Source organism: Sphingopyxis fribergensis, assembly GCF_000803645.1.
In the GTDB taxonomy this organism is placed as follows: Bacteria; Pseudomonadota; Alphaproteobacteria; order Sphingomonadales; family Sphingomonadaceae; genus Sphingopyxis; species Sphingopyxis fribergensis.
In genome coordinates this window covers 114,234-130,853 of sequence record NZ_CP009123.1, presented here as the reverse complement: position 1 = coordinate 130,853, position 16,620 = coordinate 114,234, and the positions used below count along the sequence as shown (strand labels likewise).

The 16,620-nt window shown below is 60.9% G+C and carries 13 protein-coding genes; 8 read left to right on the top strand and 5 right to left on the bottom strand.

Annotation, left to right across the window (positions count from 1 at the left end):
- Nucleotides 1-3 precede the first annotated feature (3 nt).
- Genes SKP52_RS24000 through SKP52_RS23990 form a run of 3 tightly spaced genes read left to right on the top strand, consistent with a single transcriptional unit; the run spans nt 4 to nt 5,421 of the window.
- Nucleotides 4-765: an ImuA family protein gene (locus SKP52_RS24000; RefSeq protein WP_037555866.1), complete on the top strand. Its 762-nt coding sequence runs from the start codon at nt 4-6 to the stop codon at nt 763-765.
- Complete coding sequence (locus SKP52_RS23995) at nt 680-2,200, top strand: Y-family DNA polymerase (protein WP_037555867.1); 1,521 nt, start codon at nt 680-682, stop codon at nt 2,198-2,200. Before SKP52_RS24000 ends, SKP52_RS23995 begins: the two co-directional genes overlap by 86 nt.
- A complete protein-coding gene (locus tag SKP52_RS23990; protein ID WP_037555868.1) occupies nt 2,197-5,421 on the top strand; it encodes an error-prone DNA polymerase in 3,225 nt (1,074 codons plus the stop codon). Before SKP52_RS23995 ends, SKP52_RS23990 begins: the two co-directional genes overlap by 4 nt.
- A 35-nt stretch (nt 5,422-5,456) precedes the next feature.
- Here SKP52_RS23990 and SKP52_RS23985 read toward each other — a convergent pair whose 3' ends face one another.
- From SKP52_RS23985 to SKP52_RS23975, 3 genes are all read right to left on the bottom strand, one after another.
- A complete protein-coding gene (locus SKP52_RS23985) occupies nt 5,457-5,954 on the bottom strand; it encodes a hypothetical protein (protein WP_040110195.1) in 498 nt (165 codons plus the stop codon).
- On the bottom strand, nt 5,954-6,910 hold the full coding sequence (locus SKP52_RS23980) for a hypothetical protein (RefSeq protein ID WP_052182288.1): 957 nt from the start codon (nt 6,908-6,910) through the stop codon (nt 5,954-5,956). Before SKP52_RS23980 ends, SKP52_RS23985 begins: the two co-directional genes overlap by 1 nt.
- 161 nt (nt 6,911-7,071) lie before the next feature.
- Nucleotides 7,072-7,497, bottom strand: coding sequence for a DUF1810 domain-containing protein (locus SKP52_RS23975; RefSeq protein WP_037555887.1), 426 nt, complete (start codon nt 7,495-7,497; stop codon nt 7,072-7,074).
- A 213-nt stretch (nt 7,498-7,710) separates the two neighbouring features.
- Between SKP52_RS23975 and SKP52_RS23970 the strand changes: the two genes are divergently transcribed.
- The 5 genes from SKP52_RS23970 to SKP52_RS23955 all read left to right on the top strand — a co-directional run bounded on the left by SKP52_RS23970 (nt 7,711) and on the right by SKP52_RS23955 (nt 11,844).
- Complete coding sequence (locus SKP52_RS23970; protein WP_052182289.1) at nt 7,711-8,226, top strand: sigma factor-like helix-turn-helix DNA-binding protein; 516 nt, start codon at nt 7,711-7,713, stop codon at nt 8,224-8,226.
- Between the two features lie 214 nt (nt 8,227-8,440).
- A complete protein-coding gene (locus tag SKP52_RS23965; RefSeq protein WP_052182290.1) occupies nt 8,441-9,091 on the top strand; it encodes a GntR family transcriptional regulator in 651 nt (216 codons plus the stop codon).
- A 169-nt stretch (nt 9,092-9,260) separates the two neighbouring features.
- Entirely contained in the window at nt 9,261-9,389 is a 129-nt protein-coding gene (locus SKP52_RS26360) for a benenodin family lasso peptide (RefSeq protein ID WP_148309302.1), read from the top strand.
- A 56-nt stretch (nt 9,390-9,445) separates the two neighbouring features.
- Nucleotides 9,446-10,099, top strand: coding sequence for a lasso peptide biosynthesis B2 protein (locus SKP52_RS23960; RefSeq protein WP_037555870.1), 654 nt, complete (start codon nt 9,446-9,448; stop codon nt 10,097-10,099).
- Nucleotides 10,099-11,844 carry an asparagine synthase-related protein gene (locus SKP52_RS23955; RefSeq protein WP_037555871.1) on the top strand — a complete coding sequence of 582 codons (1,746 nt, stop codon included), beginning with the start codon at nt 10,099-10,101 and terminating at the stop codon, nt 11,842-11,844. Before SKP52_RS23960 ends, SKP52_RS23955 begins: the two co-directional genes overlap by 1 nt.
- A 7-nt stretch (nt 11,845-11,851) precedes the next feature.
- Here the strand turns inward: SKP52_RS23955 and SKP52_RS23950 are convergent, their stop codons facing one another.
- Complete coding sequence (locus SKP52_RS23950) at nt 11,852-13,933, bottom strand: Atxe2 family lasso peptide isopeptidase (RefSeq protein ID WP_081933104.1); 2,082 nt, start codon at nt 13,931-13,933, stop codon at nt 11,852-11,854.
- A 34-nt stretch (nt 13,934-13,967) separates the two neighbouring features.
- Nucleotides 13,968-16,562 (bottom strand): TonB-dependent receptor, encoded by a 2,595-nt coding sequence (locus SKP52_RS23945; protein WP_037555872.1) that lies wholly within the window; start codon nt 16,560-16,562, stop codon nt 13,968-13,970.
- Nucleotides 16,563-16,620: the final 58 nt, after the last annotated feature.

The following is a 16,620-nucleotide window of genomic DNA, read 5'->3' as shown; positions in this document are numbered from 1 at the left end:
TTCATGACGGAGAGAGGGCCGCGCCCTCATCTGACGACGCTACGCGCCCGGATCGCCAGGATCGAGGGGGCCGAACGGCGCTCGTCTGGCACCTTGCCGTTCGGGCTCGACGCGATCGACAGGCGCTTGCCTGGTGGCGGGCTCGCGCTCGGCGCCCTCCATGAAGTCGCCGGCGGCGCGCAAGGCGCGACGGATGCGGCTGCCGCCGCCTTGTTCGCTGCCGGCATTCTCGCGCGCGTCAAAGGCAAGATACTCTGGTGCATGACGCAGTCCGACCTGTTCGCGCCGGCGCTCGCGCTCGCGGGTCTCGATCCCGACCGGGTCATCTATGTCGAAGCCCGCGACGAGACCTCGCTCCTGAGCTGCTTTGAGGAGGGGCTTCGTCATGGCGGCCTCGGCGGTGTCGTTGCCGAAGCGGCCCGGCTTTCGATGACGGCCTCGCGCCGTCTGCAACTGGCGGCCGAAAGCACCGGCACCATCGGCATCGCCATCCGCCGCTGGCGCCGGACGGCCGAAGCCTCCGATTTCGGACAGCCGACCGCGGCCGCGACCCGCTGGCGCGTGACCAGCGTGCCGACCGCGCCGCTCCCGGTTCCCGGGGTCGGGCGGCCGCGCTGGTTTGTCGAGCTCATCCGGTGCCGGGCTGGCGAGAGCGCCGATTTTCTCGTGGAAGGCTGCGATGCGGCAGGTCATCTCGCTCTTCCTGCCGACCTGGCCGACCGATCGGCTGCGTCGCAGGCTTGGCTCCAGCGCGCCGCCTCCTGACGCGCCGCTGGTGCTGGCGGCGATGGAAGGGCAGCGCCGTCTCCTGACCGCGGCGAATGCGGCGGCGCGCGCGATCGGTCTTGTCCCAGGTATGACGGTCGCGCAGGCACAGGCGCTCGTTCCCGATCTCCAGATCCTCGATGCCGAACCGGACGCCGATCGCGCCGCGCTGGAGAAGCTCGCCTGCTGGTCGCTGCGCCGCTACGCGCCCATCATCGCGGCCGATCCGCCCGATGGCCTGATGCTGGACATCACCGGCGCCGCGCACGCCTTTGGCGGACCTGAGGGCGTCCTTCGTGATCTCGTCCACCGCCTTGCGGAGGTGGGGGCGACCGCGCGCGCGGTTTGCGCGCCGACCTATGGCGCGGCGCACGCGCTTGCGCGCTATGGGGCCGGTCCCGCGCGCGTCGTCGATCCGCTCGAACTTAAGGCGGCGATCGGCGCGCTCCCCATCGCGGCGCTGCGCCTCGACGCCGACATGGTGCTCACTCTCGGGCGCCTCGGCCTTGAGACAATCGCCGACCTCGAGGCGATGCCGCGCGCGTCGCTGGCCCTGCGCTTCGGGTCTGCGCCCGGCCAGCGCCTCGACCAGGCCTTCGGCCGCGTCGCCGAACCCTTCGAGCCGATCCAGCCGCCTGAGCCGATCACCGTCGAGCGGCGGTTCGCCGAGCCGATCGGCGCGCCCGAAACGCTCGCGCGCTACACGGGTAAGCTGGTCGACGAACTCGCCCGGCGTCTGGAGGAGGAAGGCGTCGGCGCACGCCGACTCGACCTCAGCTTCCACCGGGTCGATAACCGCATCGAGGCTATTCGGGCCGGACTTGCCAAGCCGAGCCGCGATCGCAGGCAGATGACACGGCTGCTCTGCGACCGGCTTGAGACCATCGATCCGGGTTTCGGTGTCGAGCGAATGCAGCTGACCGTCCCCGCGGCTGAACCGCTGACCTACCACATGGTTTCAAATCTCGGCGAGGCTCCCGTCCCCGACGTCGCGGCCCTCGTCGACCTGCTCGGGAACCGGATAGGGGAGGGGCGGCTCTTTCGGGCCGCCGCGCGCGAGAGCGATATTCCCGAGCGTTCGGTCGCCCGCATCGCGCCGATGTCCGATCCGACCGAGACCCGGTGGCCGGCTGCCTGGCCGCGCCCGGCGCGGCTTTTCGCACGCCCCGAGCCCGTCGATACCATGGCCCTGCTGCCCGACCATCCACCCGTGCATTTTGTCTGGCGCGGCGTCCGGCGCCGGGTGACGCGCGCCGACGGTCCTGAACGCATCTATGGCGAATGGCATTTGAACGACGCCGAATTTCTCGGCGTTCGCGATTATTTCCAGGTCGAGGACGAAACCGGCGCGCGCTATTGGCTCTTCCGGAACGGCGACGGCATGGACAGCGCCACGGGCGGTCAAGGCTGGTTCCTGCACGGGCTGTTCGCATGAGATACGCCGAACTCCAGTGCGCGTCGCATTTCTCGTTCCTGCGCGGGGCGTCGTCCCCTGACGAACTCTTCGCCCAGGCCGAAGCCTGTGGCCTCGACGCGCTTGCGATCACCGACCGAAATACGCTTGCCGGCATCGTGCGCGCCCATGAAGCGGCCAAGCTCGCCAGGGTCCGGCTGATCGTCGGCTGCCGCCTCGACCTCTCCGAAGGCCAGTCGCTGCTCGTCTATCCGATGAACCGCGCCGGTTATGCCCGTCTTTGCCGCCTCCTCAGCCGGGGAAAGACGCGGGGAGGGAAGGGCAAGTGCGTGATCGGGTGGGCGGATGTCGAGGCGTTCGCGGAAGACCTGCTCGCGATCTTCCTGCCCGACGAGGTGGCCGACACCGAAGCCGTGCTGGGCCGTTTCGCGCGGATCTTCGAGGGGAGGGGCTATCTGGCCCTGACCTTGCGCCGCCGCCCGGGCGATCAGCTTCGCCTCCATGATCTGACGAACCTCGCGGCCCGCCATCGGGTTCCCACCGTCGTCACCGGCGACGTCCTCTATCATCATCCGCATCGCCGCGTGCTCCAGGAGGTCATGACCTGCACCCGCCACCGCTGCACGATCGACGCGCTCGGCGCTCGGCGCGAACGCTATGCCGACCGTTTCCTGATGCCCGCAGCCGAAATGCACCGGCTCTACCAGCGCTATCCCGCAGCGCTCGCGCGAACCCTCGACATCGCCGATCGTTGCCGCTTCTCGCTCGACGAGCTCAAATATCAATATCCCGAGGAAGCCGGCACCGAGGGGGCAACTGCCCAGCAGGCGCTCGAACACATGACATGGAAGGCGGCCGAGGATCGTTATCCCGAAGGCGTGCCCGAAAAGGTCGCGCGGCTGCTCCGCCACGAACTCCGATTAATCGGCGAGCTCGATTATGCACCCTATTTTCTGACGGTGAACTCGATCGTCCGCTTCGCGCGCAGCCGCGACATCCTCTGCCAGGGCCGGGGCTCGGCGGCGAACAGTGCGGTCTGCTATGTCCTCGGTATCACCTCGATCGACCCCGAACGGTCCGACCTCCTCTTCGAGCGTTTCGTCAGCCAGGAGCGCAAGGAGCCGCCCGACATCGACGTCGACTTCGAGCATGCGCGGCGCGAGATCGTCATGCAGTGGGTGTTCGACACCTATGGCCGCGACCATGCTGCGCTCTGCTCCACGGTCATCCGCTATCGCACGAAAGGCGCCATTCGCGATGTCGGTAAAGCGCTTGGCCTGTCCGAGGATCTGATCAAGGCGCTCTCGAGCCAGGTCTGGGGGTGGAGCGACGAGGGCGTCGACGAGAAGCAGGCGGCCGAGCTCAATCTTAACCTCGGCGATCGCCGGCTGCGGCTCGCGCTCGATCTCGCGCGCCAGCTGATCGGCACGCCCCGCCATCTCTCGCAACATCCCGGTGGCTTTGTCCTGACCCATGACCGGCTCGACGAGCTCGTCCCCATCGAGCCCGCTGCCATGCCGGATCGCCAGGTGATCGAATGGGACAAGGACGATATCGACGCGCTCAAATTCATGAAGGTCGACTGCCTCGCGCTCGGCATGCTCACCGCGATGAAGGGCGGTTTTGATCTGCTCGCCGAGCATAAGGGCATCGCGATGGATCTCGTGTCGATACCGCCCGAAGATCCCCGCACCTATGCGATGATCCGCGCGGCCGACACGCTCGGCGCCTTCCAGATCGAGAGCCGGGCGCAAATGGCGATGCTGCCGCACATCAAGCCGCGCACCTTCTACGATCTCGTCATCGAAGTCGCGATCGTCCGCCCCGGGCCGATCCAGGGCGACATGGTTCATCCCTATCTTCGTCGCCGCGCCGGCACCGAGAAGGTCGAATATCCCAAGCCCGAGCTGGAACGGGTGCTCGGCAAGACGCTGGGTGTCCCTCTCTTCCAGGAACAGGCGATGCGCGTTGCGATCGAATGCGCCGGCTTCACGCCGTCTGAAGCCGATCAACTCCGCCGCGCAATGGCGACCTTCAAGCACACCGGCGGGGTCTCGAAGTTCAAGGAGAAGCTGATCTCCGGCATGGTCGAGCGCGGCTACACGGCAGAATTCGCGGAGAAGACGTTCAGCCAGCTCGAAGGCTTCGGAAGCTACGGCTTTCCCGAAAGCCATGCGGCGAGCTTCGCCCTCATCGCCTATGCGTCCTGCTGGCTCAAATGCTGGCATCCGGAGATTTTCTGCGCCAGCCTCCTCAATGCGCAGCCGATGGGATTCTATGCGCCGGCGCAGATCGTGCAGGACGCGCGGGCGCACGGCGTCGAGATACGGCCGGTTTGCATCAACGTATCGCGCTGGGACTGCACGCTCGAACCGATAGGCGAGGATCGTTTCGCGGTCCGCTTGGGGATGCGGATGGTGCGCGGCCTCAATGAACAGGATGCCGCGCGGATCATCGCCGCGCGCGCCGATGAGCCCTTCGCCAGCATCGAGGAGCTATGGCGCCGCGCCGACGTCGGCATGGGCGCGTTCAACCGGCTGGCGGAGGCCGACGCTTTCCGCGGGGGGATGCGCCTTGCGCGCCGCGATGCGCTGTGGGCGATCAAGGCGCTGCGCGACGAGCAGCTTCCCTTGTTTGCCGCGGCCGACGCACGCGAGAATGGCTTCGTCCATGAAATCGTCGAGCAGCCGGTGCTGCTCACGCCGATGCAGGAGGGCAGGGAGGTCGTCGAGGATTATGGCCATGTCGGCCTGACCCTGCGGCAGCATCCGGTGGCATTTCTGCGAAGCGAGCTTGCCGCCCGCAAGATGGTTCCCTGCAGCACGCTCGATGGGATTCGCGATGGCCGCTATGTCTGGCTCGCCGGGCTCATCCTCGTCCGCCAGCGGCCTGGATCGGCGAAGGGCGTCATGTTCATCACCATCGAGGACGAGACGGGCATCGCCAATCTGATCGTCTGGCCTCGCATGTTCGAGGAAAATCGACGTATCGTCATGGGGGCGCGTCTGCTCGGCATTTATGGCCAGATCCAGCGCGAAGGCGAGGTCGTCCACGTGATCGTGAAGAAGCTCTTGAACCTTTCGGACGTGCTCGATACGCTCACTCAGCGCGACGTGTCGTTCCGCTTGGCCATGGGGCGTGCCGATGGCGCAATGAGTGGCGGCGGGCCCGATCCTCGATCGGGGAAGGGGAGGGCGCAGGTGCCAGCCCCCGAACTCGTCAAAAGCCGTAATTTTCATTGAGACGGTGGGCGTCGGGAACGGTCAACGCCTCACGATTATGATGAAAGCAGCTGCGCAAGGATCGCGCGGCGGGGCGCCAGCCTTTCGGCTAGACCGCGGCAGACGATCCCTTGAAAGGAAATGCTGCTGGCCAAGAAATCGGAAGGAAGAGCACTTTCTCGGATGATGCGACCGATCTCGCCGAAGATACGCGGGTCGGATTGAGGATAATGCTGAAGCGCCGACAACTGCGCACGAGCACCTTCTATGTCCTGACTATGGGAAACCAATCCTCCATCCCGGCCTCCACCCATCTCCGCGAACATCGCGCCCGCGTTCGCGAACGCCTCGATCTCGGCGGTCAGTCTTATGACTTCCCCGATAAGATGCGCCGTGCGTGCGTGCTCCTCGTTCTTGGCGATCTGCCCGAGTTTGCGGGCGTTTCGTTCCTGACCGAACGCGATCCACAGCGCCGCGACGACGGCGCAGAAACTCGCAATAGCCGAAGCCCAATCGGCGGCATTTCCCCATTCGATCGCCAATGGGCAGAACATCACTTCCCCTCTTCCAGATAAGCTTTCCACGAAAGCCCGAGGCTTTGAGGAAACAGTCCCTCTACTGGGGCCATGTCGTAGCTGAAACCTGTCCCGCTTCGCCGAAAGTTCGAAGCCTGAAGACCGCTCCAGAGCAAAGCCATATCCTTGTCGCCGGTACAGAGCTGCATCGGCTCTTCCGGAAACAGACAGTGGCATCCGATGAAAAGCTCGATGGCCCGCAGGTCGGCGAGCGCATTGTAGGCGTCAGCTTCGGAATACCCGTTTCGGAACTTGAGCAGCCGCTTGGCGGGGCTCTTACAGTTGGGCACCGCGACTGCGCTGAGAGCGGCCAGCACGACCAGCGACTGTCGCGGCACCGAATGGAGGTCGGCGGCCTCGATGATCTGCTTCCACCGCGTCTCGACGTCGCGCTGCGCTACCGGCGAAGTCATCCGGGGAGCGATATGGCGCAGAAAGCGCTGCTTGCAATCCAGAGATGCCCTTGAATCTTCGATGAGTCCGAGTGCGCCCTTTAGACTGTCGGGGCCGATGGCGAGTTCCGCTTCGGGAAGAGCAGCGCGCAGCTTCATCTCGACCTCCGCGAGTTGCGCCGCCGCCTCGTCCGGCGTCGGAATCGTACGGCGATTGCCTTCGAGAACGAAAAGGAGCGGATTGATGCGGATGGGCTGGTCTGCGAACAGGTCGATAAAATCGGGTTCCTGCTCGCCGCGCCGCTTGCCGTTTTCAAAGCGGCTGGTGATCTGGCTGACGACATTGCGGTCCACCAGGATCATGGTCTTCTGATACATCACCGCGAAGGCCGATGGGAGCCAGCCCCCCTTTACGAGGCCGATCGCCTTGGAAGTGAACTTGCTTTCAAGAATTGCCGATGCGTCGACGGTTTCGCCGGGCGTACGTCCCTCGATCGTCGTATCGATCAGCGTGCCGCCGCGCCAAACGAGCGGAATGGTCACTGGTCTATGAATCTTCGCACATTGCAGAGTCGCAAAATCCAGAGGTTGGACTTGGGCGTTGGCGAAGCTTAACGTTCGGGGGTCGCCGCCCTCCGGCCCCTCCAACTCAGTGAGGGTGAACATGGGATCACCCGGCTGAGGTGTTCTGTGCTTTGGCCTCGTCATGCTTTACCGAGCAACTCCAACGTTCTCGTGTCTCGCACACCGCCAAACCAACGATCAAGAGCTGCGGCGAATAGCGGATGTGGATAGGCTAGCTCGAACAGGGTGAGCGATGAGCGAAGCTTCTTGGCGTCAACCTCTCCGAAGACTGCATTGGCATCGCTGGTGTTGAGGTCCTGCAGAGCCGTCACGCATTCCAGATAACGTGGCCCTAGAATCGGATGGTCCAGATAGGCCTGAGCTTCCTTCACCGAGTGAATCGCAAATTGCTGCGCTGTCGAGCTGCGGCCTAGCTTCGCAAGCTGAGGAAATATCCACCACATCCAATGCGTCCGCTTCTCCCCTCGCCGTAATTCGGCGAGCGCAGGCGCATAGGTGAGAATTTGAACCTCCACAAAGCGATCGAGCGAAAATTTGTCAGTCATGCAGACCCCAACGCACCCTGCCTGCATCACCGGATGAGACAGGCCCCAAGGATTTCAGCGTCCATATGGACGCGAAGGAGGGGAGAGGGAAGCGAAAGGCAGATCAGAGGAATGCCTAGGGAGTTCGAGCCCAGCGTTCCCTGACCGCGCACCATATTCCATGTCGACCCGTACCGCTTTGCGAACGGTCGGCCGTCACGAAGGGCATACATCATGACCACCCGCCAAATAATCGAGCTTCTCCAGCAACTCCTCCATTCTCTGGAGAACGGCGAACTCGTCGAGATGGGATTCCAGCGCCGGGCTCGAAGGCGAGAACTCGCCGCACGCGTGGCAGAGGAACTAAAACGTCTGACGGCACCGGCGCATCCAGCAATCCGGGAAGCTCGCGAACGATGGGCCACGACATCGTTCCTCCGAATTGATCAGGATGAGCGGGTAATCGAGGTCAACCCGGACGGCACTAGCTGGGTTCGCGCCTGGGTGAAAATTTCGACTGTTTTTCCCGCCCGAGCAGACACGCCGGGTCGCCGAAGCTTCGAAGCTGCGGTAGCTGATATGCCGGAGGAGATGCGCCAGATATTTCTCACCCACGCGCTGGACGGGCTGCCATATGAAGCAATCGCCGAGCAACTGCATATAGATGTCGCGCAAGTGCAATTGCAGATAGGGCTCGCGCTGGCCCGACTGGACGAGGCGGTCGCGCAGGCCAAGGAAATGCCCGAATAGAAATTGGTTGAAGAGTGCAGTTCAACGGAGAATATTGCTCCAGAATTGAGGACTGTTTCTTTTGACCTCGCGGTTTTCTCTGATTTATTTGGTGCGAGCAGTGAACGTACCATGAGAAGAATCGCGAAACTGATTGGATGCCTGTCCAACCCACCACCATTTGCGATCGCATCCGGTACTCAGCCGGTCGTCGCGGCAGGATTGGGCTTCCGCCATGATGCTTTCCAGCCCCGCTACATCGTCTCGCGTATACGCGCTCCTGAAGGACGATATCCTTCGTGGCCGCTTCGCGCCGCGCACCACGCTGATCGAGCGATCGCTGGCCGATGACTATGGTACGAGCGTAACGCCGATCCGGAATGCAGCTTCCCAGCTTGTTGGCGAACGCCTGCTCTCACTGCACGCCGGAGGCGGCTACGAAATACCAAATGTCGGTGTCGCCGAACTGCGAGACCTGTACTTTTGGCATGGCCAGCTCGTTCGCAGTGCCCTGAATCCGAAACGCATCGATGCCAAGTCAGCCGTGCAGATGGCCATCGATCCTCTTCCGGAGCTGACAACGCCGGCCAGCCTTGCGGCTGCGACGGCTCGCCTGTTTTCAGCAATTGCGGCAGTATCTCCAAGCGGTGAACTTGCCTGCGCGGTCGCGTCTGCTGGTGAGCGACTCAGCGTCGCGAGGTTGAGGGAGCCCGCGGTTCTCAATGGCGTGGCGGACGAGCTTAGGGCGGTGCAGGCCTTGACCGTAGAAGGTCGATGGCCAGACCTCGTCCGGTCGATTTGGGCCTATCATCGCCGGCGTCTGCGACGCGTAATTGAAATTGCCGCGGCCGTGGGGAGTCCTCACTGCGACGATCTTTCATATTGATTCTGCAATGATAATGAAACCACTCCTGCGAGCAGTTCGACTTTGTCCGAGCGGATCACCCAAAGCGCTCCCATATCCGGGGCCTTATCGCGTCGCTGATCAGGGAGAGCCTCACTAACATTCGCAATGCTGCGTTCCGCAGCGATCGAAAGCGAATGGAGAGAATCTCATGAACCACGAACAGAATGACGATCTCATCGATCTCGGCGCCGTCACCGAGGAAACCAAAGGTGTCGGCGAGATTCTGACCGACGGCGTCGGCGGACAGCTTCCCCGCGCCGGTCTTTCGGACGATTGAGCCGTTGGGCGCGTGAATCTTACTCAGGTTCGCGCGCCTACAGGCCACTCTGACTTATGAATTACGCACTTCGCGATGGGCTCAGCTTCTGTTCTGCAGAAAGCCGTACAATCATTCTCGATCTGCACTCGGGGCGCTACATTGCGCTTGCCGACTGCAATCACGACGCATTTCATCGCTGGATCACCGAGCAGAATCCGTCGGAGGCCGACAGCCATCAGCTGACGAAATTGGCGCAGCGCGGGATTCTCGCGGTCGTCGAAAACGCGGTCATACCAAAACCGGTAGCGACAATATTGCCGACGTCGACGCACGACGGTGGCGCCACCTTATCGCCTATCGAAACCATCCGAGCATTGGTGGCGCGGCTTCTCTGGAAGAGGCGACTAAGGCGTTGGCCTCTTCAACGCATCGTCGCAAGGCTCAAGAAGAACGTGATTGAGACTGAGCAACCACGCACCGAAGCGTCGCTCGCGACCATCCTGCGGGCGTTCGAATTTACTGATCTACTGGTAGGAAGCCATGATCGATGTCTGGAGCGTTCCTTGGCGCTCGTCGCCACATGTCGCAATCGTGGACTACAGGCCGAGATCGTCGTGGGCGTGCAGACCGATCCGTTTGCAGCGCATTGCTGGGTGCAGCGCGGGGCCACAGTCCTCAACGAAAAGCCTGATAGGGTCCGGATGTTTATGCCCATTCTGGTGGCATAATGCGCCTTTCTTACCTCCTTCTTGTATGCGTCGGAAATCATCCGTCCGATCACGACGTCAACGAATTTTGCTCGCGTTCCGATCTTTCACTGAGACACCAGGAAGGGAACGTCTTTCTTTTCACGAACGATCCTGACGACATCATCACCGTCGCAAACGGCCGTGGATTTGTCATCGGCAAGCTGTTTTGCGATCGCGGGCCGGGACAACAACTGAAAGCCTTGTCCTATGACGATGAATTGGCGGTGATGGAGAGCGGCGGACGCCGCCTCGTCGACGAGTTTTGGGGCAACTTCGTCGCCATCGCCATCAACCAGAATGCCATCAACGTTGTGCGCGAACCCTCTGGGGGCCTCCCTTGCTACTGGAGTCAGACTGACTGCGTCATTGCATTTTCGTCCGACGCGGAAATTCTAGTTGATTGGGGCGTCGTTGGCCGCTCGGTCAACTGGAAGTCTGTCAGTCGTTTCCTCTATCATCACCAGCTTCCTTCAGAGCATACAGCGGTTGAAGGAATAATGCAGCTGCTCCCAGGAAACGCACTCTCGATCGTCGGGTCAAGAGTGGTGGCAACGCCGCTGTGGAATCCTTGGAACCATATAGAGCCGATCGGCGCATCCGGACCAAGTTCCGATTGCCTTTTCGGCGTGCTCGGATCGACGTTTTCCGCTTGGCGGTCATCCTTTAATCGGCCGTTGGTGGGGCTGTCAGGTGGATTGGACTCGTCAATAGTCGCTGCCTGTCTCGCGGGCGCGGGCTCCGATTTTGTTTGCACGACCTTGACGACCGCTGACACGACCGGAAACGAGACGGAGTATGCTCGTGCGGTTAGTGCTGCCCTTGGGGCTGAGCTCATTGAGATGCCCTATATTGACCGGCTCATCGACCTGGACAGGTCTGTTGCCGAAGGGATCCCATTCCCGTGCGGCAAATCACATGAACAAGCCTACAATCATGCAATCCGTGAGGCCGCATCTACACAAAATGCCGACGCCTTCTTTGTTGGAGCCGGCGGGGACAATGTGTTCTACCTTACGCATTCCGCGCGACCCTTAGCGGACCGATTCCGTAAAGAAGGGTTTTCGCCCGGCGTTATGAACACGCTGCGCGATATATGCCAGATCACGGGAGCCGGCGTCGGTGAGGCATTGATCGAGACCGTCCGGCTTTTGTTTTCGCGTTCCAAGAAAATGCGCTGGAGCGCCGTATCTGACTATTTGCACCCGGATGTTGTCGCAAGCGAGCGAGGCCGAGCGGTCGAGCACCCCTGGCTAAGTCCACCACGGGACGCCCCGCTCGGAAAGCTCGGTCACGTTGCGATGATTCTTCAGGCGATGAACCACGTCGAGCATCGAGATAAACAGCTCGCGATGCCAATGATCTCGCCTCTCCTGTCTCAGCCGGTCGTTGAACTGTGCCTAAGCATTCCGTCGTGGGAATCCTGTGAGGGCGGCGTCGATCGTTCGGTCGCCCGTCGTGCTTTTGCATCCGTGCTGCCGCGCGAGGTAGTCGAAAGGGCGGGCAAGGGAAGCCCCGACGGCTTCATTGCACAGTTCATCGATCGGCATCGATCGCAAATAATCGATCGACTATGCGATGGGCGCCTGGCAGGGCACGGGATAATCGATCGCTCCGCAATCGAGCCGCTTCGTCGATCGAGCGGCGGGAATGGGCTGAATGACTGCCCGCGGATCATGGCCCTTCTGGATGCAGAGGCCTGGTCCGCACATTGGTCGCGTGCATAATCGTAATCTACTTTGGAATCGGTCTCTTCCACGATGCCTTCATTTCCGACCACCGCTCGGCTTCTGCTTTCCGTGCTGGATCGCTCGGCACCAAGCCCTTTAGCCAGAAATCAAACCAATCGAGATTGCGCCTATAGACTGCCAACCGGTGCGCGGGTTGCCATTTGATGTGATCTTCGTCCGGAAAAATATAGAGATCGCTGGGGATCCCTGCTTGAACTAACGCCGTGTGGCTACCGACCATCGCTAGATATTCATTGTCCGAAGCCTGAAAAAGGAACGGAAATCTCACGCGTCGGGGATCAAGGGTGATTGAGATCTTCGACCAGAACCCGGGGTTCGCGTCCGCGAGGCGAGGCCACCCGCTTTCGTGATAGTTCTGCGCGATCATTGGCCCCAAGATCGCGTCTTGGAAGGGCTCCCATCCACAGCCTGAGACTGACCCAGCTGAAAAAAGCTGGCTATTTACCGCGGCAAACTGAACTGTGGTGCATCCATCGCTCAGTCCGGAGATTCCGATACGCTGCGGATCGACGAGACCCTTGTCGATCAGTCGCCGGGTGGCGATTTCGATCGCCGATAAAATACTCCGTCTACCTCTGAAATCGTCGTTGAAGGCTGCTACGAGTTGCTCGATTGATTGTTTTCTCCCGACGATATCTTCATATGTCAGATTGTCGACGCTGAGAATGAAGTAGCCTCTTCCGGCAAGCGTTTGGATCGGCACCTCGTCCCCGATACCCCCGCGAAGAAATCCCTTGGTCCGATATTGAACGATCACCATCGGGTAGCGGCGGCCAGGCTCGTACCCGACGGGATAAACAAGATCCCCATAAAAGGGCACATTCTTAGCGTTGAGCCAATTCAAGCGCTCTACGCGCCCGAGCGAAAGGTTCGAAAACTCCGGGTTCGGATCAAATATCTCTTTGATTTGGCCGGCAGCGAGCTGAAGTCTCACGAAATGGCGCGGTCGTTGCGACCGCTCCTGCAGGCAGAGCAGGTCATCTGCGATCGGCTGACATTCGATCAACGCGTTGCTGGTGAGGAGAACGCGTTTTGGTTCACCTCGACCCGGAATCCATTCGTAAATGGCGGTGAGGCTGTTGGCCCAACCTTCGCGGCGGGTGAATCTAATCCTGGTTCCATCGTCATTCCACCAGACTGAAGTGGACCAATCGAATTCGCAGGCCCTGAAATGGCACTGTTCTGACTTTTCGTTACGTTTGGCCGTCAAGCGATAGAGGGGAGGGAAGAGTGGAGTGTCGATGGTTTCCGCCCATGCTTCCGAGCCGCCAGCAGCTCTCGAATACGCCGTGGTGTTTCCCGGAAGACCTCGAGCTATGTCAAACAGATTGGCCTCATCGGCACGCGCCTCTCGTTCCCGCCCCTCTTCAAGATCTACACTCGTCAAGAAGCGATCCGCGTCGGGCGTCTGAGGCCTCGCACCACGCACCGGAAACGCCCGCGCATCGAACCGCCAGCCCCTCAATCCTTCCCGATCAATCTCAGCTGATTTTTCGGGCAATTTTGGGCGGGACGAATAAACAACCGTTCGTCCGTCCTCAGTAATCCGGAAGTCATCGACATTCACGAGAGAATTCGTGACCTGACTGGCAGCCCCCGTGCCGACATCGACACGCCACACCTGAGTCAAACCATGCTCGCGTTTCAGATATGCGATCCAGCGCCCCGCCGGTTCCCAACGGGGCGTAACTGGCGCGGCAGTTCCAATCGGAAACGTCGCCCAACCATATCTGGGCGGTTCGTCACGGATGAGTTCGCGGCTAAAATCGAGGATCCGAACATTTGCCGGCCTCTCGAGCGAAAGAATAGCCAGTCCGGCACAGTACACATTTTCGTTTGGAAATCCTCGATGGAGGAAAAACGCCACCCATTTTCCGTCAGGCGATATGGTGAACAGCTTTCGGCGGCGGTCTGGCAACGTCGCCGGCCCAATATCACGTAGCTGCGCAAGCAGCTCGGGCGTGACGAGACCGCTACGAATCTCCTTCTGTGCTGGTGGCGCCAATCTCGCGCAGACATCGGCGGCGAGCGCGGAATGTGGGAGGACGCCCGCTGCCCCGGCCATCAATGTCGCGGCGAAGCGCTTTGGGAACGACACGTCACCAAGCCTTCGACAACGTCAGGCTTATTACCCTCCCAAATGGCGAATGATTGATCGAGTCATATCGGAATGCCGCCGGATCGACCGTTCGAATGAGGCTGGGCTTCTCATTGAACAAATTTTGAATAGCGATGGTCAAATTCGTGCCCGACAGTGGGCCGCTCGCCCTCGCGCTTCGGAACGTCGCGACAGTGTCGAAAGTCACAAAGGATTGCACTCTCGCACTCGGCTGGAATCGATTGTCTTTGGTGCCGCCAACAAATGATCCGGACGCACTCAGAACGAAATTGGCTTCCTCCCAGCTCGCACTCATTCTTCCGCGCCAGTGTGGCGGCTGAAATATCAAGCCCGCTTGCGGCATGGACGGAAGAGCGGTCGTTATCCGCCGAGAGCTATCGAGGTAGCTCAGCGCGCCCTTGAATGACAACGTCCTGTCGTCTCCAAGATCATGGAGAAAACTCACTGATCCGTCGAAACCTTCGGCCGATTGCAGAGATATATTCTGGAGCTGATCGTTGACGATCGCTGCGACCGCGCCGGGATCGAAGGGGGCGCCTGTAAAATTTGCGAATGTGCCGGTAAGGCCGTCGACGCTCGAGAGCACGTCTGTCGCCGATGGATTGAGCGCTACAAAGTCGCCAAACACCTGGAGCAATGCACTTGTCACCGGAGAAATCGGCTCCGCGACGCGATTTTTATATCGAATTCTGAAGTATCCCAAGTCGATCCTCAGCCCGGGGAGGCCCGCGGGCTCGATCGACGATGACAGACTTAATGTGGTCGCACGTTCCGGCTGAAGGTTCCCATTGCCGCCAAATACCAAGAGCACGGGATTGGCGTTTGCGGGCGCGGGGTTGAAAATGAACCCCGGCACCAACTGTGCATTCGTCGTTTGGCCCGTCTGGAAGAGCGTCGGAACCTTGAACGATCTGCCCCAATTTGCTTTGAGTTCTAACCCGTTGATGGGCGCGTAAATCAGCCCCAGCTTCGGCGTCGTAACACGGTCGATTCCCCTATGATCCTCGATGCGGATTGCGCCATTCACCTGCAGTTTGCTTGCGAAGGCGACCGCATTTGTCTCTGAAATCAGCGGCAACGACACTTCGCCGTAGCCGAACAAGACTTCGCGCGATTCACGAAAAACATCGATCGGCGCCTCAACGCCACCAACAATTCGGCGAGAATCGACGCGAAGACGATTGGAGCGATAACCCGCCCCGATGGCCAATCTTGCGTCGCCGCCGGGCAAACCAAAAATTGGCCCCTCTGCGCCAGCTTCGCCCGACCTCAAGCTATTATCATAATTGGGCAAAACGCGCATTGTCTCGAGGCCGCCGGCATATGTGAGATTCGAGATCGTGTTGTTGCTCTGGCTGTAAGTTCCTAGGATATTCAGATTCCAACCCGAGGGCAGTGAAAAGCGGAATGCCGGGGACACAGACCAACTGTCGACGCCCGAGGCGACAACACTCCCTTGCCGGTAGCAGCTTATCGAAACGGCGGCACTGGTCGGCGAAATACAGCGCGCCGTCGTGCGATGCGTAAAGTGGCCGTCAATCTCGAAGACACTTCTATCGGAGATTTCCTGCCTGCCTGCGAGGACGATGCTCAATTGCTTTTGACCGGGCAAGACAGTGGAGTCGGGAAGAAGGTTGCTGGTATAGGATCGCTGTCGTCCTTTGATTTCGCCAGTTCGGGAGAAGTCGCCGGCGAGCATAACGCTACCACCGTTCCACGAAGGACCTCCTACAGCGCTATATTGCTGCGCAAAGGCTCCACCCTCTGTCGCGGCGCCGATCCGCGCGGAAGTGAACAACCGGTCAAAGCTGCGCCTGAGAATAATATTGGCGACGCCGGCTACCGCGTCCGAGCCATAGAGTGCCGATGCGCCGTCGGTTATCACATCAACGCGCTCAATCGCCGCCAGCGGTATTGCCGAGATATCGATGCCTTGACTGATGGCATCGAATGCGACGCGATGACCGTTCAAAAGCGTCAGCGACGCATCTGGGCCCAGACCTCGCAGATTGAGAGTCGAAGAACCGGAGACGTTCGAAAAACTGCCTTGGCCCGTCGGCGCGATCGTGGGATTCTGACCGCCCGAGAAGTTCTGCGGGAGATCGCGGATCACTTGACCGAGGTCGGTTTGACCCGCCCGCTCCGCATCTCGTCGAGAGATGCTCGTGATGGGGGACGTCGCAGGGCCCCCGCGAATGCGCGATCCGGTAACGATAATCTCGCTTTGACCGCTGCTATCGTTCACTGCCGCTTGCGACGCGGGAAATCGCTCACGGATAATGATCGCCCCTCGCCGTTCGAGGATGACGAGGTTCGTCCCTTGGATCAGAGCTTCTACGGCCTCGCGGGGCGTGTATTGCCCTTTCAGGGCTGGCGCTCGCTTTCCGTCTACGATCTCCGTCTCGAAGAATATCTCGCTGTTCGACGTTCGCCCGACCGCGCGCAATGCAGAACCCAAATCCTGGGCTTCGAGTTGATAACCGCGGCGCTGCTCAGACTGCGCGGCCGCGGGTGTGCAAACCAGCGCCGCACTGATCGCAATCGCGGACGTAAAGATTTGGCCCCTTACTGACATGAATTTCGCCTCCCTGTCCCCGGCGAGCGCGCCGGTGTTGGGGAAGCGACGAGTCGGT